This is a genomic window from Isoptericola aurantiacus (assembly GCF_044769875.1).
Lineage (GTDB): Bacteria > Actinomycetota > Actinomycetes > Actinomycetales > Cellulomonadaceae > Isoptericola > Isoptericola aurantiacus.
In genome coordinates, this window is record NZ_JBJBAE010000002.1 from 254,095 (window position 1) to 273,095 (window position 19,001).

Below are 19,001 nucleotides of genomic sequence, written 5' to 3' on the forward strand. Positions count from 1 at the left end.
ACCGAACTAGGCTCCCGTCCATGGACCTGTTCGACACCGCGACCACCGGTCGGCACGGCACGCCGGTGACGACCCGCCCCGGGCCGGGGGCTCCGCTGGCCGTGCGCATGCGGCCGGCCCGTCTCGAGGAGGTGTCGGGGCAGGACCACCTGCTGGTGGCCGGTTCCCCGTTGCGCCGGTTGGTGGACCCCGCGGACGAGTGGGCCCGCCGCGCCGCGCCCGGGTCGGTCATCCTGTGGGGTCCCCCCGGGGTCGGCAAGACGACGCTGGCCTACCTCGTGGCGACCAGCTCCGGACGACGGTTCGTCGAGCTCTCGGCCGTGACCGCCGGGGTCAAGGACGTCCGGCAGGTGATCGAGGACGCGCGTCGTCGGCTGGCCACCGGCGGCGAGGAGACGGTGCTGTTCATCGACGAGGTGCACCGCTTCTCCAAGACCCAGCAGGACGCCCTGCTGCCGAGCGTCGAGAACCGGTGGGTCACGCTGGTGGCCGCCACCACGGAGAACCCCTCGTTCTCGGTCAACTCGCCCCTGCTCTCCCGCTCCCTGCTCCTGACTCTCAGACCCCTGACGGCCGACGACGTCCGTGCGCTGGTGCGCCGGGCCGTCGTCGACGAGCGTGGTCTCGACGGCGCGGTGGCGCTCGCCGACGACGCCGAGAACCAGCTGGTGCGCATGGCCGGGGGTGACGCCCGCAAGGCGCTGACGGTCCTGGAGGCCGCCGCGGGTGCGGTGCTCGGCGATGCGCGGCCCGATGCGTCGGCACCGGCCACCGTCGACCTCGCGGCGATCGAACGGGCGGTCGACGTCGCCGCGGTGCGTTACGACCGCGACGGCGACCAGCACTACGACGTCGTCTCGGCGTTCATCAAGTCGATCCGCGGCTCCGACGTCGACGCCGCGCTGCACTACCTGGCCCGGATGGTTGCGGCGGGGGAGGACCCGCGATTCATCGCACGCCGGCTGGTCATCTCGGCGGCGGAGGACGTCGGCATGGCGGACCCCTCCGCCCTGCAGACGGCCGTCGCCGCGGCGCAGGCGGTCCAGCTCATCGGCATGCCGGAGGGGCGGATCGTCCTGGCCGAGGCGGTCGTGCACCTGGCCACGGCGCCGAAGTCGAACCGGGCCTATGCCGGGATCGGCGCCGCGCTGGCCGACGTGCAGGCCGGGCGGGTCGGCGTCGTGCCCGCGCACCTGCGTGACTCCCACTACGCGGGGGCCGAGAAGCTCGGTCACGGGACCGGCTACCAGTACGCCCACGACGCCCCGCACGGGGTGGCCGGCCAGCAGTACCTCCCGGACGAGCTGGCGGGCCGGCGCTACTACGAGCCCTCGGACCGGGGGTTCGAGCGGCAGGTGGCCGAACGGCTGCGGGGGATCCGGGAGATCCTGGCGGGGGGCCAGGGGCAGCAGCGATGAGGTAGCATGGTGGGGTTGCCTTCACGGCGACCGCCTGGGACCTCGGCCCCGTGGGCACCCTGACGGACCGGCTGCACCGCCGGTCCCGAGCGCCCCGTCGGCTGGTCCCGCACCCGATCTCCTCGGCCGCCAGGTCGTGGTGCGTCTCGGGTGTGACCTTCATCCGCAACCACAGGACAGGAAGCACAGTGACCTCTGTCACCAAGTCGCGCCGCCAGGTGCGCCTCAGCCGCAAGCTCGGCATCCCCCTGACGCCCAAGGCCGTCAAGCACTTCGAGAAGCGTCCGTACCCCCCGGGCGAGCACGGCCGCGCCCGTCGCCGCACCGAGTCGGACTACGCGGTCCGCCTCCGCGAGAAGCAGCGTCTGCGCGCCCAGTACGCGCTGCGCGAGAAGCAGCTGCTCAAGGTCTACGAGGTCGCCCGCAAGCACCCGGGCCTGACCGGTGAGGTCATGGTCGAGGACCTGGAGACCCGCATCGACGCGCTCGTGCTGCGCGCCGGCTTCGCCCGCACCATCCTGCAGGCGCGCCAGGCCGTCACGCACCGCCACATCCTCGTCGACGGCAAGATCGTCGACCGCCCGTCGTTCCGCGTCAAGCCCGGCCAGACCCTGCAGGTCAAGCCGAAGTCGCAGACGACGACGCCGTTCCAGGTCGCCGCGGCCGGTGCCCACCGCGACGTGCTGCCGGAGCTCCCGGGCTACCTGGACGTCAGCCTGGAGAAGCTGTCGGCCACGCTGACCCGTGCCCCGAAGCGGGCCGAGGTCCCCGTGACCTGCGACGTCCAGATGGTCGTCGAGTACTACGCCCGCTGATCAGACCCTGATCGCGTACGGCCGACGGACGCCCCGCCCCGATCCGGGACGGGGCGTCCGTCGTTGGATAGGGTGGCGACGCACCCCGACCGAGGAGATGACAGATGTCCGTTGGCGACGTGGCCGGTCTCGTGGCCGCCATCGCGTTCGTCCTGCTCGTGGGCTTCCTGGCGGTCCCGCTCGTGAAGCTCGGCCGCGCCCTGGACGAGACCTCCCGCAGCATCCGTGAGCTGACGGAGCACTCGGTGCCGATCCTCGACGAGGCCGCCACCACGGTGGCCTCGACGAACGACCAGCTCGTCAAGGTCGACACGATCACCACCTCGGCCGCCCAGGTCAGCGAGAACGTCTCCGCGCTGACGGGGCTGTACGCGTCGACGTTCGGGCGTCCGCTCGTCAAGGTGGCGGCCTTCTCCTACGGCGTGCGCCAGGCGTTCGCGCGTGCCTGGGGCCGGCAGTCCTCCGACGAGGGCGGGGCCGACCGGTGACCCGCCGGCTCTTCTGGGTCGGCGTCGGTGTCACGATCACGATCGTCGTGATCCGGCGCGGCCGCCGGGTCGTGGCCCGCTACACGCCCGAGGCCGTCGCGGAACGCGCCGGCGACCTGGGCCGCGACGTCTCCCGCCGGTCGGCGACGTTCGTCACCACGTTCCGCCGGGAGTTCACCGCGGCCCGGTCCGCGCGCGAGGCCGAGCTCGTCGCAGCACTCCTGGCGGAGGGTCAGCCGCACCCGGACGAGGTCCGTGCGCGCCGCTCGGCCCACGGTCGGCACGCCGCCGCGCCGGACCCGGAGGCCGCCACGCGCGCCGACGAGGAAGAGCTCGGCTACTCGTTCTGAGCCCGGCCCGCGCCGGAGCACCCCGCAGCGCGCGGGACAATGGTCCCTGGACCGTTCCCGGCATCACCACACCCCACGAAGGACACCATGCGCACCGCCGACATCCGCCAGCGTTGGCTCGACTACTTCCGGTCCAAGGACCACGAGATCGTGCCCAGCGTCCCCCTGGTCTCGCCGGACCCGTCGATCCTGTTCACGATCGCCGGCATGGTGCCGTTCATCCCGTACATCCTCGGCACGGAGGCGGCCCCGTGGCCGCGGGCGGCCAGCGTGCAGAAGTGCATCCGTACCAACGACATCGAGAACGTGGGCCGCACGACGCGCCACGGCACGTTCTTCCAGATGAACGGCAACTTCTCGTTCGGCGACTACTTCAAGCGCGAGGCCGTGGACTTCGCCTGGGAGCTGCTGACCACGTCGCAGTCCGCGGGCGGCTACGGCCTGGACGGTGACCGACTGTGGGTCACCATCTGGGAGCAGGACGACGAGGCCTACGACGCCCTGACCAAGGGTGTGGGCCTGGACCCGAAGCACATCGTGCGCCTGCCGCGCGAGGAGAACTTCTGGGACACCGGTCAGCCGGGCCCGGCGGGCCCCTGCGCGGAGTGGCACTACGACCGGGGACCGGCGTACGGGCCGGAGGCCGAGGGCGGGTCGGTCGACCCGGGCGGCGACCGGTACCTCGAGATCTGGAACCTGGTGTTCGACCAGTTCGTCCGCGGTGAGGGTCAGGGCAAGGACTACCCGCTGCTCGGCGAGCTCGAGCACAAGAGCATCGACACGGGCGCCGGCCTGGAGCGCATCGCGTATCTCCTGCAGGGCAAGGAGAACCTCTACGAGATCGACGAGGTCTTCCCGGTGATCGCGACCGTCGAGGAGATGACGGGCAAGCGGTACGGCGTGAACGGCGAGGACGACGTGCTCATGCGCGTCGTCGCGGACCACGTGCGTTCGGCGCTCATGGTGATCGGCGACGGCGTCCGTCCGGCGAACGAGGGCCGCGGGTACGTCCTGCGCCGCCTCATCCGTCGCGCGGTCCGCTCGGTGCGCCTCCTCGGGGTCGACGACGTGGCGCTGCCGGCTCTGCTGCCGGTGTCCAGGGACGCGATGAAGGCGTCCTACCCGGAGCTCGAGACGGACTTCGCCCGGATCAGCGACGTCGCGTACGGCGAGGAGGAGGCGTTCCGCCGGACGCTGGCGGCGGGTACGACGATCCTGGACACGGCCGTGAGCCGCGCCAAGAAGAAGGCGGGCAGCGGCGCCGTCGTGCTGGGCGGCGACGAGGCGTTCGCGTTGCACGACACCTACGGCTTCCCGATCGACCTGACCCTGGAGATGGCGGCCGAGCAGGGCGTTCAGGTCGACGAGCAGGCGTTCCGCGACCTGATGGCGCAGCAGAAGCAGCGCGCCCGGGCCGACGCGCTGGCGAAGAAGACGGGGCACGCGGACCTGCGTGCGTACGAGGACCTGTCCAAGGACCTCGGTGCTCCGGTGGAGTTCCTGGGCTACACGGACACCCAGGCCGCCGTGCACGTCGTGGGTCTCCTGGCCGACGGCGGCGCGGCGCCCGCGGCCACGGCGCCCGCGGACGTCGAGGTCGTGCTGGACCGCACGCCGTTCTACGCCGAGGCGGGCGGTCAGCTGGCCGACCAGGGCACGATCGTGCTGGACACCGGTGCGGTCATCGAGGTCGACGACGTCCAGCGACCGGTCGCCGGGCTGTCCGTCCACCGTGGGCGCCTGACCGAGGGCACGGTGGCGCTGGGCGACCCCGGCACGGCGTCGATCGACACCACGCGCCGCGTGGCGATCAGCCGCGCGCACTCGGCGACGCACATGATCCACAAGGCGTTGCACGAGATGGTCGGCGAGGACCGCACGCAGGCTGGTTCGGAGAACGCGCCGAGTCGTCTGCGCCTCGACTTCCGGTCGCCGTCGGCCGTCTCGCCGTCGGCCCTGACCGAGATCGAGGAGCGGGTCAACACGCGCCTGACCGAGAACCTCGAGGTCACGGACACGACGATGCCGCTGGCGGAGGCCAAGGCGCTGGGTGCGATGGCGCTGTTCGGCGAGAAGTACGGCGAGAACGTGCGCGTCGTCTCGATCGGCGGGGACTGGTCCCGCGAGCTGTGCGGTGGCACGCACGTGCGCGCCACCGGCGAGCTGGGCCGGGTGGCGCTGCTCGGCGAGTCGTCGATCGGTTCCGGCGTGCGCCGCGTCGACGCCCTCGTCGGTGACGGCGCCTACGGCTTCCACGCCAAGGAGCACGCTCTGGTGGGACAGCTCACCGGGATGCTCAACGTGCGTGCCGAGGAGCTGTCGGACCGCGTGGGTTCGTTGCTGACCCGCCTCAAGGAGTCGGAGAAGGAGCTCGCCACGCTGCGCCAGGGCCGGCTGCTGGCGACCGCCGGCAACCTGGCTGCGGAGGCCCGGACGGTCGGCACGGTGCGCGTCGTGACGCACGACGCCGGGGAGGTCGCCTCGGCGGACGACCTGCGTGCGCTCGTCCTCGACGTGCGCGGACGGCTCGGCGAGGCCGATCCGGCGGTGGTGGCCGTGGCGGGCGTGGCGAACGGCCGTCCGCTCGTGGTGGTCGCCACGAACGCCGGGGCCCGCGACGCCGGCCTGCGCGCCGGCGACTTCGTCAAGGCCGCGGCCAAGACGCTGGGCGGCGGTGGCGGCGGCAAGCCGGACCTGGCCCAGGGCGGCGGCTCCGACGCGACCGCGGTGCCGATGGCGCTGCAGGGCGTGACGAACGGGGTGCGGGAGTCCGTCGGTGAGTGATGCGCTGCCGCGGGGCGCACGCCTCGGGGTCGACGTCGGCAAGGCTCGGATCGGGTTGGCCGGCTCGGACCCCGACGGGCTGGTCGCCACGCCGGTCGAGACGGTCGCGCGTGTCCTGACGGGGCCGACGACGCCGGACGGCACGCCGGCCGTCACCGCTGACGTCGCGCGGATCGCGGCCGAGGCTGCCGACCGGTCCGCCGCCGTCGTCTACGTGGGCCTGCCACGCCACCTGTCGGGCAACGAGGGCGCGGCCACGACGGACGCCCGCGGGTTCGCCGGGCGTCTGGCGCACGAGATCGCGCCGGTGCCCGTGTTCCTGGTGGACGAGCGGATGACGACGGTCACGGCGCACGCGCAGCTGCGGGCGGCGGGTCAGCGAACCGCCAAGCACAGGCCTGTCATCGACCAGGCGGCAGCCGTTATCATTCTGCAACACGCTCTCGACGTGGAGCGGGCCTCGGGCGACCGGGCCGGCGAGCACGTCGACGTGAGCTGAGAACGGCGGCGCGACCGTGAGCGAACCGACCCTGACCGCAACGACCCGAAGGATGATTCCGGCGTGACGGACCTCTTCGAGCCCTCCACCGCCCAGCGGCACGCGGCGCTGCCGCCGTCCCGGGGGCGATCGGCGGCGAGCAAGCGGGCGGCACGCAAGCGCCGGCGCAAGCGGCAGCGGCGCACCGCGTTCATCCTGGTGCTGCTGCTCGGCATCCTCGGCGTGGGCGGGTACTACCTGATCGACCGGCTCGGGGGCACGCTGGCCGGCTTCGACTTCTCCTTCGACTCCGCGCCGGAGGACTACCCGGGCCCCGGGGAGGACCCGGTCCAGATCGAGATCCCCGACGGGGCCACGGGCGCGACGATGGGCCAGGTGCTCGCGGATGCGGGCGTCGTGGCCAGCGTGGGCGCGTTCACCGACGCGTTCGAGACGACCCCCGGCGCGGCGGGCATCCAGCCGGGCACCTACGAGCTCAGCACGCGGATGAGCGCTGCCGGGGCGGTCCAGGCGCTCGTCGCCAACGAGAAGGTCGAGACGAACGTGACGATCCCCGAGGGATACACGGTCGACCAGATCATCGACAAGATCGCCTCGGTCACGCCGATCACCCGCAAGGAGCTCGAGGCGGCGCTGGACAAGCCGAAGAAGATCGGCCTGCCGGGCCAGGCGGACGGCAACGCCGAGGGCTGGCTGTTCCCCAAGACCTACACGGTCCAGCCCGACGACGACGCGGTGGACCTGCTGTCCACGATGGTCGACCAGACAACGGCCGAGCTCGACAACCTCGATGTCCCGTCGGAGGATCGCCAGGACGTGCTGATCAAGGCGTCCATCGTCGAGAAGGAAGCACCGGAGGGCTATCGCGGCGAGGTGGCGCGGGTCATCGAGAACCGCCTGGACCGCGATTCGCCGCTGGGGATGGACGCCGTCGACGCCTACGGCCGCGGCAAGCCGGCGTCCGAGATCACCGTCTCGGAGTTCAACGACGCCGACTTCCCCTACGCCTCGCGTCAGCGGGTCGGTCTCCCGCCGACGGCGATCAGCAATCCTGGGGCGGCGTCTGTCGAAGCAGTGGTCGATCCGCCTCAGGGGGACTGGATCTGGTATGTGACGGTGAACCTCGACACGGGGGAGACCAAGTTCACGGACAGCTACAGCGAGTTCGAGCAGTTCAAGGCGGAGTACCAGGCCTGGCAGTCGGAGAACGGCTGATGCCCGCGACCCGTCGCGCGGCCGTCCTCGGGCATCCGGTCGCGCACTCGCTCTCGCCCACCCTGCACACCGCCGCCTATGCGGCCCTCGGTCTGGACGGCTGGCAGTACAGCGCGATCGACACCACTGTCGAGCAGCTGGGCGAGCGGGTCCGTGACCTGGACCTCGGGTGGGCCGGTCTCAGCGTGACGATGCCTCTCAAGCACGCCGTGATGGACCTGGTCGACCACGTCGAGCCGTCCGCGCGGGCCGTGGGGGCCGTCAACACGGTCCTGGTCGCACCCGCGCAGAGCGGGGTGACCCTGACCGGCACGAACACCGACGTCTACGGGCTGGTCGCCGCGCTCCGGGAGGGGCTCGTCGAGCGCCACGGCTCCGACGGCGTCCCCGTGGGCGACGCCGTCGTGCTGGGCGGGGGAGCGACGGCGGCCTCGACGCTGGCCGCCCTCGGCGAGCTCGGGTGCACGACGCCGCGGGTCCTGGTCCGCAGCCTCGCGCGCACGGCCGGGTTGCAGGAGGCCGCCGCGCGGATGGGGGTGTCCCCGCGGTTCGAGGTGCTGGACGCGGCGTCTGCACCGGAGCTGCTCGCCGCCGCGGACGTGGTGGTCTCCACGATGCCCGCCCACGCCGCCGACCCGGTCGCCGAGGCGCTGCGCTCCCGGGGCGTCGGACCGTCCGGCGTGCTGCTCGACGTCGTCTACGACCCGCGGCCCACCGCGTTGTCGCAGGCCTGGGCCGCCACCGGTGGGACCGTCGTCGGCGGGGAACGCATGCTGCTGCACCAGGCTGTCGAGCAGGTCCGCCTCATGACCGGCCGCCCGGCTCCGCTCGCGGCGATGGACGCGGCCCTGCGGAGCGCGCTGTCCGTCCCGGCAGCCTGAACCCGGCAGGGCTGCCGTACCCGCCGTCCGGCATCCGGCCGGATGCGTGCCGGGCCGGGACGGCGTGAAAGAATCGCCACCATGCTGCGTTGGTTGACCTCGGGAGAGTCGCACGGCCAGGCCCTCGTGGGCGTCATGGAAGGGCTGCCCGCCGGCGTCGAGCTCCTCACCGCCGACATCCAGGACGCCCTGGCGCGCCGTCGGCTCGGCTACGGCCGCGGTGCACGGATGAAGTTCGAGAAGGACGAGGTCCGCGTCCTGGGTGGTCTGCGCCACGGCGTCACGCAGGGTGGCCCGCTGGCGATCGAGGTGGGCAACACCGAGTGGCCCAAGTGGGTCGACGTCATGTCGGCCGACCCGGTCGAGCCCGAGGCGCTCACGATCGACGCCGGCACGGGTGACGAGCGGGAGATCGCCCGCAACCGTCCGCTCACCCGCCCGCGCCCCGGGCACGCCGACCTGGTCGGGATGCGCAAGTACGGGTTCGACGACGCGCGGCCGGTCCTGGAGCGCGCGAGCGCCCGCGAGACGGCCACCCGCGTCGCGCTCGGCGTGGCCGCCGCGAAGTTCCTGGAGCAGGCGCTCGGCGTGCGGCTGGTCAGCCACGTCACGGCGATCGGCCCGGTGGAGGTCCCCGAGGACGCCGACCTGCCGACGCCCGACGACGTCGCGGCCCTGGACGCCGACCCGGTGCGCTGCTTCGACGGTGCGACGAGCGAGGCGATGGTCGCCGAGATCGACGCGTGCCGCAAGGACGGCGACACCCTCGGCGGAGTGGTGGAGGTCCTCGCCTACGGCGTGCCGACCGGGCTGGGCACCTACGCGCACTCCGACCGGCGTCTGGATGCCCGCCTGGCCGGCGCGCTGATGGGCGTGCAGGCGATCAAGGGCGTGGGCGTGGGGGACGGCTTCCGCACCGCCCGACGCCGCGGCTCGGCCGCGCACGACGAGATCGAGCGCGACGACGACGGCCGCATCCGGCGCCGCTCCAACCGTGCGGGGGGCATCGAGGGCGGGATGTCCAACGGTGAGGTGCTGCGGGTCTCTGCGGCGATGAAGCCGATCTCCACGGTCCCGCGGGCCCTGGCCACGGTGGACGTCGCCACGGGGGAGGCGGTCACGGCGCACCACCAGCGCTCGGACGTGTGCGCCGTGCCGCCGGCCGCCGTCGTCGTGGAGGCCATGGTGGCCCTCGAGCTCGCCCAGGCCGCCCTGGAGAAGTTCGGCGGGGACTCCGTGGCCGAGGTCCGGCGCAACGCCGAGGCCTACCTGGCCTCGATCCCCGAGCTGCTGCGATGACGGGCACCCGTCCACGCGTGGTGCTGATGGGCCCGCCCGGCAGCGGCAAGACGACCGTCGGCACCATCCTGGCCCGCAAGTTGTCCGTGGCGTTCCGGGACACCGACGCCGACGTCGAACGCACCGCCGGCAAGCCGGTGGCGGACATCTTCGTCACCGACGGCGAGCCGCACTTCCGCGAGCTGGAGCGCGAGGCCGTCACCACGGCGCTGGCCACCCACGACGGCGTCCTCGCGCTCGGGGGCGGCGCCGTGATGGACGCCCACACACAGAGCGCGCTGGCCGGGTACGTGTCCGACGGCGGCACCGTCGTCTTCCTCGACGTGTCGCTGGCGCACGCCGCGCCCCGGGTGGGGTTCAACCAGGCGCGGCCGCTGCTGGTCGGCAACCCGCGGGCGCGCTGGGCCGAGCTCATGGAGGCCAGGCGCCCCACCTACGAACGGTTGGCCACGCTGCGCGTGCTCTCCGACGCCCGCACGGCGCACGAGGTCGCCGCCGAGATCCACCAGGAGGTACAGCCATGACGGTCCGCGTGAGCGTGACCGGGGACGAGCCCTACGACGTCGTGATCGGGCGGCACCTGCTCGGCGAGCTGCCGGGACTGCTCGGCCCCGACGTGCGGCGGGTGCTCGTGATGCACCCGGCGTCGCTGGAGGCGACCGGCGAGGCGGTACGGGAGGACCTGGTGGCCTCCGGCTACCAGGCGTTCGCCGCGGAGCTGCCGGACGCCGAGGAGCAGAAGACCGCCCAGGTCGCGGCGTTCTGCTGGCAGGTGATGGGCCAGGCCGACTTCACACGCTCGGACGCCATCGTGTCGGTGGGCGGCGGCGCGACGACGGACCTGGCCGGGTTCGTCGCAGCGACCTGGCTGCGGGGGATCAAGGTCGTGCACGTGCCCACCACGCTGCTGGCGATGGTCGACGCGGCCGTGGGCGGCAAGACGGGCATCAACACCGCCGAGGGCAAGAATCTCGTGGGGGCGTTCCACCCGCCGGCGGGAGTGCTGTGCGACCTGGCCGCCCTGGAGTCGTTGGACCGGTGGGACCTCGTGGCCGGCATGGCCGAGGTGATCAAGACGGGGTTCATCGCCGACGAGCGCATCCTCGAGCTGGTCGCCGAGCACGCCGACGAGATCCGCGAGTGGGCCGGGGCCGGCGCCTCGGAGGAGACCTGGGCGGTGCTCACCGAGCTCATCGAGCGCTCCGTGCGGGTCAAGGCCCGGGTGGTGGGCGAGGACCTCACCGAGCAGGGTCTGCGCGAGATCCTCAACTACGGGCACACCCTCGGGCACGCGATCGAGCTCGTGGAGCGCTACCAGCTCCGGCACGGCGCCGCGGTGGCCGTCGGCATGGTGTTCGCGGCCGAGCTGGGACGCCTGGGCGGCAAGCTGGACGACGCCGTCGTGGACCGGCACCGCGAGCTGCTCACCGCCGTCGGCCTGCCGACGACGTACCGCGGCGACCGCTGGGACCAGCTGCTGGCCGCGATGCGCCGGGACAAGAAGGCCCGTGGTGATCTGCTGCGGTTCGTCGTCCTGGACGACGTCGCCGCGCCGGTGCGCCTGGAGGGCCCCGACCCGACGGTGCTCGCCGCCGCCTACGCCGAGATCTCCGCCGAGCCGCCGTCGGGCAACCCCGGCGTGCCGGTGACGCTGAGTCTCTGACGATCGGTGCCTGATGCGCGGCGCCCGGTCCCGGGCGTCGCGCGGATGCGGCACCATGGACGGGTGAACGGTCCGCTGAGGAGACTGCAGGTCCGCGCCGGCCGCGTGCTGTTCGAGCAGGTTTCGGGCGGCTCGGCCGGCCGCGTCGAGCGCGAGCGCATCCACGGCACACCCGGCCCGCGCTGGTTCGCCGCGGACTCGGCGATCGTGCGTGTGCACGGCGACGCCTCGATGTTCGTCGGCGGGCTGCGGGCCCTGCTGCTGCAGTCCCTGCACCCGCTGGCGATGGCGGCCGTCGCCGACCACTCCGGCTACCGGGGTGACCCGTGGGGACGGCTCGGGCGCACCAGCACGTTCCTCGCGCAGACCACGTTCGCCACCGCCGAGCAGTCCCAGCAGGCCGTCGACGTGGTCAAGGCGGTGCACCGGCACGTCCGGGGCACCGCCCACGACGGGCGCCCGTACCGCGCCGACGACCCGTGGCTGCTGCGCTGGGTGCACGTGGCCGAGGTGGACAGCTTCCTGGCCTCGCACCAGCGGTATGGCGCCCGGCCCCTGGACGCCGCCGGGTGCGACGCCTACCTGGACGAGGCGGCCGACGTCGCGGCGCGCCTCGGCGCGCAGGACCCGCCGCGGTCCGTGACCGCCCTGGAGCGCGCCCTGCAGGAGTACCGCGGCGAGCTCGAGCCCACGGCCGCGTCCGACGACGTCGCCCGCTTCCTGCTCGCCGAGCCGCCCCTGCCGTGGGCCGCCCGCGCCCCGTACAGTCTGCTCGCCGCCGCCTCGTACGGGTCCCTGCCGCGGTGGGCCCAGCAGCTGGTGCCCGCACCCTGGCCGCTGCGCGGCGAGCCCGCGCCGGTGCGCGGCGGAGGGCACCTGGCCACCCGGGCGATCCGGTGGGCGCTCGCGGGCGACCCGCCACCCCGTACACCTGACCCCGGGACGCGTGACGAGGCGCTCGGGCGGCCGTGACCTCAGGCGGCCCAGAGACCGCGTTCACGCAGGACGTCGCGCAGCAGGTCGGCCCGGTCGGTGACGAGCCCGTCGACGCCGAGGTCGAGCAGGCGACGCATCTCGGCCGGGTCGTTGATCGTCCAGACGTGCACGTGCCGCCCTGCGGCGTGCGCCGCGGCGACGGTGCGGGCGTCGACCACGGTGAGCCCGCGCTGCGCCACGGGGACCTGGACGGCGTCGACGTCACGCAGCGCGCCGCGCACCAGGGGCGGGCAGCGCAGCCGCCCGCCGGCGAGGAAGCCGATCACCTCGACCGTACCGGCGCTGGTGGCGACCGGCCGGGACAGCCTCGCGAGGGTGGCACGCCGCCGCCGCCGGGAGAACGACGTGACGCACACCCGGTCGTGGCTCGCCGTGCGCTCGATCGCCTCGGCCACCGGCACCACGCCCGAGGTGCCCTTGACATCGATGTTGACCCGCAGGTCGGGCCACGTGCCGAGCACGTCGGTCAGCAGCGGGACCGGCTCGGTGCCGCCGATGCGGGCCGTGGACACCTCGGCCCACGTCAGGTCCGCGACGAGCCCGCTGCCGTCCGTGGTCCGGTCCAGGGACGCGTCGTGCAGGGCGACGGCCACGCCGTCGTGGGTGCCGTGAGCGTCGGTCTCCACGTACCGGTAGCCCAGATCGACCGCGGCGGCGAACGCCGCCATCGAGTTCTCGAGGTTGGCGTGCCCGTGGGAGAACCCCCGGTGCGCCAGGGCGACGACCGGTCGCACACCCGGAGTGCCGTCGTCGGGCCGGCCGAAGTACGGGTGCGCCCGGGGCCTGGTGCTCACGCGTCCCGACCCAGGCCGGCGTCGAGGAACTCGGTGACGGCCGTCAGGTAGAGGGCGCGGGGTTCCTCGCGCGACAGGCACAGGTCGTGGACGCCGTCGGGCACCAGCAGCTCGGTGACGTCCGAGCCCACGCGCGGCGCCAGGTGCCCGATGCGCACGGTGTCCAGCACGGTGTCCTGGCGGTCCAGGTCCGGGTTGTCCAGGCAGTCGGGACCGGAGGAGGCCGACCGGGCCACCAGCACGGGCACGGTGATGCCCAGCCCGCGGACCAGCCGTCCGTGCGCGCGGCGCACCGCCCGCAGCCACCCTGCCCGCGCGGGCTGACCCTCCGGCTTCTTCAACCGTGTGTCGAAGTCCCACCGCCCCCCGTTGGCGGCGAGCTGGAACGTCGCGTACGTCGAGGGATGGGTGCTCAGGACCGCCAGGGGGCGCATCCGCCCCAGCACACCCAGCACCCCGGAGCTGACCTGTCGCGACAGCCACGACCCGGTCAGGTCCAGGAACGGCGAGTCCAGCACCAGCGCGTCCGGCCCGCCGCCGTCGCCGTCGGTGGCGTGCGCGTGCGCCCACATGGCGCTCGTCAGGCCGCCGGTGGAATGGGCGTGCACTGCCAGCGGCAGGCCCGGCTCGGCGTCGCGGACGGCGGCGCTCGCGGCGTCCAGGTCCAGGCCGAACTCCCGCAGCGACGTGGTGAAGTGCGGCGGCCGCAGCGGGCCGACGCCGCCGTCGGCCACCGGCACCGGGCGCAGCAGCGACCTGCCGGCCCGCCGCAGGTCCACGGCGTAGAACACGTAGCCGGCATCGTTCAGGGCGTCTGCCAGGTGGGCCTGGAAGAAGTAGTCGTTGTAGCCGTGCACGTGCAGCACGACGCCGCGCGGTGCTGCGGGGCGCCCGGTGCGCCGCACCAGCGTGGCGGGACCCAGGGGTGCGGACTCGTAGCCGTCGAGCAGCTCGTCCGGTGCCCAGGCCAGGTCCCGGTGGTCGATCTGAGGTCCGGTCGCGGCGGTGGTCACCCTCCGAACCTAGTGGCCCCGAGCGGTTGGCGACACCGAGACGTGGTGGGGCTACCCCCCGTTCACCCGGGTACGGCAGACTCGTCCGACATGAGCGACCCCACGCCCACGACGCCGTCGGGCCACGACACCGCCGTCCACCCGTTCGACGCGCTCGAGCCGCGGGAGCGCCGTCGTCGCGTGCGGTCCTGGGCGCTGTGGGACTGGGCCACGCAGCCCTTCAACACCGTGGTGCTCACGTTCGTCTTCACGGCCCTGTACCTGACCAAGGACTCGTTCATCGACCCGGCGGTCGCCGCGCTGGGCGAGGACGACCCGGCGTACGACCGGGCGCTGGCCGGCCTCACGAGCGGTCTGGGCGCCTGGATCGCGGTCGGCGGCGTGCTCGTGGCCCTGCTCGCCCCGGTGCTGGGCCGCCGGGCGGACGTGACCGGTCGCCGCAAGGCCTGGCTGGGCGCGGGCACGATCCTGCTGGTGGCCTGCATGTTCGGCCTGGGGTTCGTGCGTGCCGACCCGGCCTACTTCGTGCTCGGAGCGGTGCTGATCTCGCTGGGCAGCGTGGCCAGCGAGATCGCCGGCGTGAACTACAACGCGATGCTCACCCAGGTCTCCACGCCGAGCACCGTCGGCAAGGTCTCCGGGCTCGGCTGGGGCCTCGGCTACGTGGGTGGGATCGTCGCGCTCCTGCTCGTCGTCGTCGCGCAGGGTGCCGACTTCTGGGGGATGCCGACCGACGACGGCCTGGCCTACCGGGCCATCGCCGTGGGGTGCGGCCTGTGGGCGGTCGTGTTCGCCTGGCCGCTGTTCAAGAACGTTCCCGAGGCGCCACCGGCCGCGGACCGACCCCGCGTCGGGTTCTTCGCCGGGTACGTCGAGCTGTGGCACGACGTCGTGGCCCTCTTCCGCACCTCGCGCACCACGTTCTGGTTCCTGCTGGCCAGCGCCGTCTACCGCGACGGCCTGGCGGGCGTGTTCACCTTCGGGGCGATCGTGGCGGCCGTGTCGTTCCGGTTCTCCGACAGCCAGGTGATCACCTTCGGTATCGCCGCGAACCTGCTCGCCGGCGCGAGCACCATCCTGGCCGGCCGGCTCGACGACCGGCTCGGGGCGCGCAGCGTCATCGTGTGGTCCCTGACCGCCCTGGTCACGTGCGGACTGGTCGTCGTGGCGCTGCACCCGTTCGGCGCTCCGGTGTTCTGGGTGGCCGGTCTGGCCCTGACCTGCTTCGTGGGACCGGCGCAGACGGCGTCGCGGTCCTTCCTGGCCCGGCTGACGCCCACCGGGCAGGAGTCGGAGATCTTCGGGCTCTACGCGACCACCGGCCGAGCGGTGTCCTTCGTGACGCCGGCGTTGTGGGGCGCCGTCATCGCGATCACCGGGGCCACCATCTGGGGCGTGCTGGCCATCGTGGCCGTGCTCCTGGCCGGCCTGGTGCTCATGCTCGTGGTGACCGATCCCGCCGAGCGCTGAACCCCGCCGCGAACCGGTCCAGGTCCGCCAGCGGCCCGGTGTGGCCGAGCTTGTCGGGGTTGAGCACGCCGTGCACCGCGACGACGCGGCCGCCCGTGACCGCCACGGCGTAGACGCCGACGAGCCCCCCGCCCACGGACTCGTCGGCGAAGGCCAGCAGGCCGGGCCGTCCGCCGACGTCGCCCACCTCCAGACGGGCCGGGGCGCCGCGCCGGACGAATCCGGCGAGCAGCCGGGCCACCGGCACCGACCCGCCGACGGGTTTCGAGACCGAGAGGCCGGGCGGCACGTTCCCGTCGCCGTCGCCGGTGAAGGACACCCCGGCGTCGAGCACCTCCAGCAGCACCTCCGCGTCCCCGGTGGCGATCGCGTCGCGGAACCGTTCGACGACGGCACGCGCCGCCGCCGGTGCCGGCCCGACGTCGTCGCCCCGGACCGCCGCGACCTTGCGGCGGGCACGCGAGGCCACCTGCCGCGCCGCCGGCACCGAGGTCCCGAGGGCGTCGGCGACCACCTGGTGCGGGTGGCCCAGCACGTCGTGCAGCACGAACGCGGCCCGCTCCCGGGGCGCGAGCGTCTCGAGCAGCACCAGGAAGGCCACCGAGACGTCCTCGGCCAGCTCCGCCTGCGCCGCGCCGTCGCCGGCCACGGACCCGACGGCGACCGCGGGCCCCACCGCGCCGACCAGCGGCTCGGGCAGCCACGGGCCGACGTACCGCTCCCGACGTGCCCGCGCCGAGCGCAGCTCGTCCAGGGCCAGCCGTCCCGCGACGGTCGTGGCGTACGCCGCCGGACGGTCCACCGGTCCGGTCCGGTCGGCGTCGGACATCCGCACCAGCGTCTCCTGGGCCACGTCCTCGGCGTCCGCCACGGAACCCAGCATCCGGTAGGCCACGCCGAACGCGACGCGACCGAGGTCGGCCAGCACGGCATCGGAGGTCATGCCACCATCCTGGCGCGTCGGCGCACCGGTGGCACGTCCCCGCCCGGTTCACCGCGCGGCGCCGGCGACCCTGTGTCGATACTGGCGCGATGACCGAGCTCGTGCTGTTGCTGGTGGTGGTCGCCACGGCCCTCGCCTTCGACTTCACCAACGGGTTCCACGACACGGCCAACGCGATGGCCACCTCGATCGCCACCAGAGCGCTGTCCCCGCGCGCGGCGGTCGCGCTCGCCGCCGGCCTCAACCTCGTCGGCGCGTTCCTGTCCGTCCAGGTGGCCCTCACCGTCACCAACGACGTGCTGAACATCCAGGACGACGACGGCACCCCGGTGGACGGGCTCATGGGCGTCCCCATCCTGGAGATCCTGCTCGCCGGGCTCGTCGGGGCGATCGCCTGGAACCTCGTGACCTGGCTCCTCGGCCTGCCCTCCAGCTCCTCGCACGCCCTGTTCGGGGGGCTCATCGGCGCCGCGCTCGTGGCCATCGGCGTCTCCGGGGTCCAGTGGGAGGGCGTGCTCGACGACATCGTCGTGCCCGCCCTCGTCGCGCCGTTCGTCGCGATGCTCGTGGCCGCTCTGGCGATCTGGTGCGTCCTGCGCATCACCGCGCGCGTACCGGCCGGCACCCGGGCCGCCGGCTTCCGCTGGGGCCAGATCGGCACCGCCTCGCTCGTCGCCCTGTCCCACGGCACCAACGACGCCCAGAAGACGATGGGCATCATCACCCTGGCCCTGATCGGCTACGGCTCCTGGACCGACCTGGACGCCATCCCGGTCTGGGTCAAGATCTCGTGCGCGCTCGCGATCGCGTCCGGCACCTACCTCGGCGGCTGGCGCGTCATCCGCACGATGGGCAAGGGTCTCGTCGAGCTCACCCCGCCCCAGGGCATGGCGGCCGAGGCCTCCTCGGCCGCCATCATCCTGTCCTCCAGCAGCCTCGGCATGGCCCTGTCCACCACGCAGGTGGCCACCGGGTCGATCCTGGGGACCGGCCTGGGCTCGCGGGGCTCCGAGGTGCGCTGGGGCCTGGCGCGGCGCATGGGCGCCGCCTGGCTCATCACGCTGCCGGCCGCTGCGGCAGCCGGCGCCGCGTGCTGGCTGCTCATGACCTGGATCGGCGGCACCGCCGGACCCCTGCTCGTGTTCGGCCTCCTGCTCGCCTTCGCCACCGTGATGTGGCTGCGCGCCCAGCGCGAGAAGGTCGACCTGACCAACGTCACCGAGGACTGGGACGGCCGGCTCGCCCCCGCCTCGGCCCGGGAATGACCCGGAGGTGCCACCGTGGACCTGATCCTCGACGAGCTGGACGCGCTGTGGCGGGTCACCCTGGGCGGACTCGTCCTCGGGGTGGGCGCCCCCGTGCTCTTCGCCGCCGGCATGGCCGCGCTCGGGCTCGGACGGCCCCGGACCGACGACGGCGAGGCCTACGCCGCACCCGCCACCCCGCTCGGCGGTGCGCTCGCCGCCGGATGCTTCGGGCTCGTCGCGGCGCTCGCGGTCGGGGGAGTCGTGCTGATCGTCGTCGGTGGATGAGCCACGAGGGGCGCGACGGCGCCCCGACCTGCAGGATGGGGCCATGGACGAGGTCAGCGAGTACGTCGCGTCGTTGGACGAACCGGCACGGACGGCCGTCGGCGCGATCGTCGAGCGGGCGCGGACGATCGTGCCCGACGCCGTCGAGGGCACCAGCTACGGCATGCCCGCCCTGCGCTACCGGGACAGTCCCCTGATCAGCGCGGTGCTCACGAAGAAGCACGTGGGCGTCTACCCGTTCAGCCCGCCCGTCGTCGAGGCGCTCGCCGGCGAGCTCGACGGCTTCCGCGTCACCAAGGGATCGATCGGGTTCGCCCCCGACCGGCCGTTGCCCGACGACGTGGTCGACCGCCTCGTGACGCTGCGCCGCGACGAGATCGACGCCATGCGCGCACGGTGACGATGCCCGCGCTCGACCCCGACGAGTGCCGCCGCTGGTTCGCCGCCGCCCGCCACGCCCACCTCGCCACCGCCGACACCGACGGCGTCCCCCACGTCGTGCCCGTGACCTTCGCCCTGCTCGACGGACCCGACGGGCCCGAGGTGGTCTCCGCCGTCGACCACAAGCCCAAGACCACCACCGACCTGCGCCGCCTGCGCAACGCCGTCGCCAACCCGGTCGTCAGCCTGCTGGTGGACACCTACGACGACGACTGGTCGCGCCTGTGGTGGGTGCGCGCCGACGGCGTCGCGCAGGTCGAGGAGGCCGGCGCCCCGCGCGAGGACGCCCTGACGGCGCTCGCGGCCCGGTACGAGCCCTACCGCGCACGCCGCCCCGAGGGACCCCTGCTGCGGGTGGCCGTGCGGCGCTGGCGCGGGTGGACGGCGCGCTGACCCTCGG

General features: G+C 73.7%; 20 protein-coding genes. 17 read left to right on the forward strand and 3 right to left on the reverse strand.

Features of this window, described 5'->3' with window-relative positions:
• Nucleotides 1-20 precede the first annotated feature (20 nt).
• From ACIQLL_RS07925 to ACIQLL_RS07980, 12 genes are all read left to right on the forward strand, one after another.
• A complete protein-coding gene (locus ACIQLL_RS07925) occupies nucleotides 21-1,418 on the forward strand; it encodes a replication-associated recombination protein A (RefSeq protein ID WP_402465199.1) in 1,398 nt (465 codons plus the stop codon).
• A 188-nt stretch (nucleotides 1,419-1,606) separates the two neighbouring features.
• Entirely contained in the window at nucleotides 1,607-2,233 is a 627-nt protein-coding gene (gene rpsD, locus ACIQLL_RS07930; protein WP_402465202.1) for a 30S ribosomal protein S4, read from the forward strand.
• Nucleotides 2,234-2,337: 104 nt separating this feature from the next.
• Entirely contained in the window at nucleotides 2,338-2,721 is a 384-nt protein-coding gene (locus ACIQLL_RS07935) for a DUF948 domain-containing protein (RefSeq protein ID WP_402465205.1), read from the forward strand.
• Entirely contained in the window at nucleotides 2,718-3,071 is a 354-nt protein-coding gene (locus ACIQLL_RS07940) for a hypothetical protein (protein ID WP_402465208.1), read from the forward strand. Before ACIQLL_RS07935 ends, ACIQLL_RS07940 begins: the two co-directional genes overlap by 4 nt.
• Nucleotides 3,072-3,158: 87 nt before the next feature.
• On the forward strand, nucleotides 3,159-5,855 hold the full coding sequence (gene alaS, locus ACIQLL_RS07945) for an alanine--tRNA ligase (protein WP_402465211.1): 2,697 nt from the start codon (nucleotides 3,159-3,161) through the stop codon (nucleotides 5,853-5,855).
• Nucleotides 5,848-6,354, forward strand: coding sequence for a Holliday junction resolvase RuvX (gene ruvX, locus ACIQLL_RS07950; protein ID WP_402465214.1), 507 nt, complete (start codon nucleotides 5,848-5,850; stop codon nucleotides 6,352-6,354). The genes alaS and ruvX overlap by 8 nt, the downstream gene beginning before the upstream one ends.
• Nucleotides 6,355-6,417: 63 nt before the next feature.
• Nucleotides 6,418-7,569, forward strand: coding sequence for an endolytic transglycosylase MltG (mltG, locus tag ACIQLL_RS07955; protein ID WP_402465216.1), 1,152 nt, complete (start codon nucleotides 6,418-6,420; stop codon nucleotides 7,567-7,569).
• Complete coding sequence (locus tag ACIQLL_RS07960; protein WP_402465218.1) at nucleotides 7,569-8,450, forward strand: shikimate dehydrogenase; 882 nt, start codon at nucleotides 7,569-7,571, stop codon at nucleotides 8,448-8,450. Before mltG ends, ACIQLL_RS07960 begins: the two co-directional genes overlap by 1 nt.
• 81 nt (nucleotides 8,451-8,531) lie before the next feature.
• Nucleotides 8,532-9,749: a chorismate synthase gene (gene aroC / locus ACIQLL_RS07965; protein ID WP_402465221.1), complete on the forward strand. Its 1,218-nt coding sequence runs from the start codon at nucleotides 8,532-8,534 to the stop codon at nucleotides 9,747-9,749.
• A complete protein-coding gene (locus ACIQLL_RS07970; RefSeq protein WP_402465223.1) occupies nucleotides 9,746-10,273 on the forward strand; it encodes a shikimate kinase in 528 nt (175 codons plus the stop codon). Before aroC ends, ACIQLL_RS07970 begins: the two co-directional genes overlap by 4 nt.
• On the forward strand, nucleotides 10,270-11,412 hold the full coding sequence (gene aroB, locus ACIQLL_RS07975; RefSeq protein WP_402465225.1) for a 3-dehydroquinate synthase: 1,143 nt from the start codon (nucleotides 10,270-10,272) through the stop codon (nucleotides 11,410-11,412). Before ACIQLL_RS07970 ends, aroB begins: the two co-directional genes overlap by 4 nt.
• 63 nt (nucleotides 11,413-11,475) lie before the next feature.
• Nucleotides 11,476-12,384 (forward strand): oxygenase MpaB family protein, encoded by a 909-nt coding sequence (locus ACIQLL_RS07980; protein ID WP_402465228.1) that lies wholly within the window; start codon nucleotides 11,476-11,478, stop codon nucleotides 12,382-12,384.
• A 2-nt stretch (nucleotides 12,385-12,386) separates the two neighbouring features.
• Here ACIQLL_RS07980 and ACIQLL_RS07985 read toward each other — a convergent pair whose 3' ends face one another.
• Together ACIQLL_RS07985 and ACIQLL_RS07990 are read right to left on the reverse strand one after the other, a co-directional pair.
• The gene (locus ACIQLL_RS07985) at nucleotides 12,387-13,202 is read right to left on the reverse strand and encodes a glycerophosphodiester phosphodiesterase family protein (protein WP_402465231.1); all 816 of its coding nucleotides are present in this window, start codon (nucleotides 13,200-13,202) and stop codon (nucleotides 12,387-12,389) included.
• Nucleotides 13,199-14,215 (reverse strand): alpha/beta hydrolase, encoded by a 1,017-nt coding sequence (locus ACIQLL_RS07990; RefSeq protein WP_402465234.1) that lies wholly within the window; start codon nucleotides 14,213-14,215, stop codon nucleotides 13,199-13,201. Before ACIQLL_RS07990 ends, ACIQLL_RS07985 begins: the two co-directional genes overlap by 4 nt.
• Before the next feature lie 90 nt (nucleotides 14,216-14,305).
• Between ACIQLL_RS07990 and ACIQLL_RS07995 the strand changes: the two genes are divergently transcribed.
• Complete coding sequence (locus ACIQLL_RS07995; RefSeq protein WP_402465236.1) at nucleotides 14,306-15,685, forward strand: MFS transporter; 1,380 nt, start codon at nucleotides 14,306-14,308, stop codon at nucleotides 15,683-15,685.
• On the opposite strand, the gene ACIQLL_RS08000 is transcribed toward ACIQLL_RS07995, so the two are convergent.
• Complete coding sequence (locus ACIQLL_RS08000; RefSeq protein WP_402465238.1) at nucleotides 15,651-16,628, reverse strand: sigma-70 family RNA polymerase sigma factor; 978 nt, start codon at nucleotides 16,626-16,628, stop codon at nucleotides 15,651-15,653. The genes ACIQLL_RS07995 and ACIQLL_RS08000 overlap by 35 nt on opposite strands.
• 89 nt (nucleotides 16,629-16,717) lie before the next feature.
• On the opposite strand from ACIQLL_RS08000, the gene ACIQLL_RS08005 reads away from it, so the two are divergent.
• From ACIQLL_RS08005 to ACIQLL_RS08020, 4 genes are read left to right on the forward strand one after another with little or no spacing between them, the layout of a single operon-like run.
• On the forward strand, nucleotides 16,718-17,893 hold the full coding sequence (locus ACIQLL_RS08005; protein ID WP_402465240.1) for an inorganic phosphate transporter: 1,176 nt from the start codon (nucleotides 16,718-16,720) through the stop codon (nucleotides 17,891-17,893).
• A gap of 15 nt (nucleotides 17,894-17,908) precedes the next feature.
• Nucleotides 17,909-18,160 (forward strand): hypothetical protein, encoded by a 252-nt coding sequence (locus ACIQLL_RS08010; RefSeq protein ID WP_402465243.1) that lies wholly within the window; start codon nucleotides 17,909-17,911, stop codon nucleotides 18,158-18,160.
• A gap of 43 nt (nucleotides 18,161-18,203) precedes the next feature.
• The gene (locus ACIQLL_RS08015; RefSeq protein ID WP_402465246.1) at nucleotides 18,204-18,560 is read left to right on the forward strand and encodes an iron chaperone; all 357 of its coding nucleotides are present in this window, start codon (nucleotides 18,204-18,206) and stop codon (nucleotides 18,558-18,560) included.
• 2 nt (nucleotides 18,561-18,562) lie between these two features.
• Nucleotides 18,563-18,994 carry a TIGR03668 family PPOX class F420-dependent oxidoreductase gene (locus tag ACIQLL_RS08020; RefSeq protein ID WP_402466267.1) on the forward strand — a complete coding sequence of 144 codons (432 nt, stop codon included), beginning with the start codon at nucleotides 18,563-18,565 and terminating at the stop codon, nucleotides 18,992-18,994.
• The last annotated feature ends 7 nt before the right edge of the window (nucleotides 18,995-19,001 follow it).

Coding starts and splice junctions, on each gene's coding strand:
- ACIQLL_RS07995 (WP_402465236.1), top strand. CDS start 14,306: ATGAGCGACCCCACGCCCACGACGCCGTCGGGCCACGACACCGCCGTC.
- ACIQLL_RS08000 (WP_402465238.1), bottom strand. CDS start 16,628: ATGACCTCCGATGCCGTGCTGGCCGACCTCGGTCGCGTCGCGTTCGGC.
- ACIQLL_RS07935 (WP_402465205.1), top strand. CDS start 2,338: ATGTCCGTTGGCGACGTGGCCGGTCTCGTGGCCGCCATCGCGTTCGTC.
- aroB (WP_402465225.1), top strand. CDS start 10,270: ATGACGGTCCGCGTGAGCGTGACCGGGGACGAGCCCTACGACGTCGTG.
- ACIQLL_RS08015 (WP_402465246.1), top strand. CDS start 18,204: ATGGACGAGGTCAGCGAGTACGTCGCGTCGTTGGACGAACCGGCACGG.
- ACIQLL_RS07970 (WP_402465223.1), top strand. CDS start 9,746: ATGACGGGCACCCGTCCACGCGTGGTGCTGATGGGCCCGCCCGGCAGC.
- alaS (WP_402465211.1), top strand. CDS start 3,159: ATGCGCACCGCCGACATCCGCCAGCGTTGGCTCGACTACTTCCGGTCC.
- ACIQLL_RS08005 (WP_402465240.1), top strand. CDS start 16,718: ATGACCGAGCTCGTGCTGTTGCTGGTGGTGGTCGCCACGGCCCTCGCC.
- ACIQLL_RS07960 (WP_402465218.1), top strand. CDS start 7,569: ATGCCCGCGACCCGTCGCGCGGCCGTCCTCGGGCATCCGGTCGCGCAC.
- ACIQLL_RS07925 (WP_402465199.1), top strand. CDS start 21: ATGGACCTGTTCGACACCGCGACCACCGGTCGGCACGGCACGCCGGTG.
- aroC (WP_402465221.1), top strand. CDS start 8,532: ATGCTGCGTTGGTTGACCTCGGGAGAGTCGCACGGCCAGGCCCTCGTG.
- ACIQLL_RS08020 (WP_402466267.1), top strand. CDS start 18,563: ATGCCCGCGCTCGACCCCGACGAGTGCCGCCGCTGGTTCGCCGCCGCC.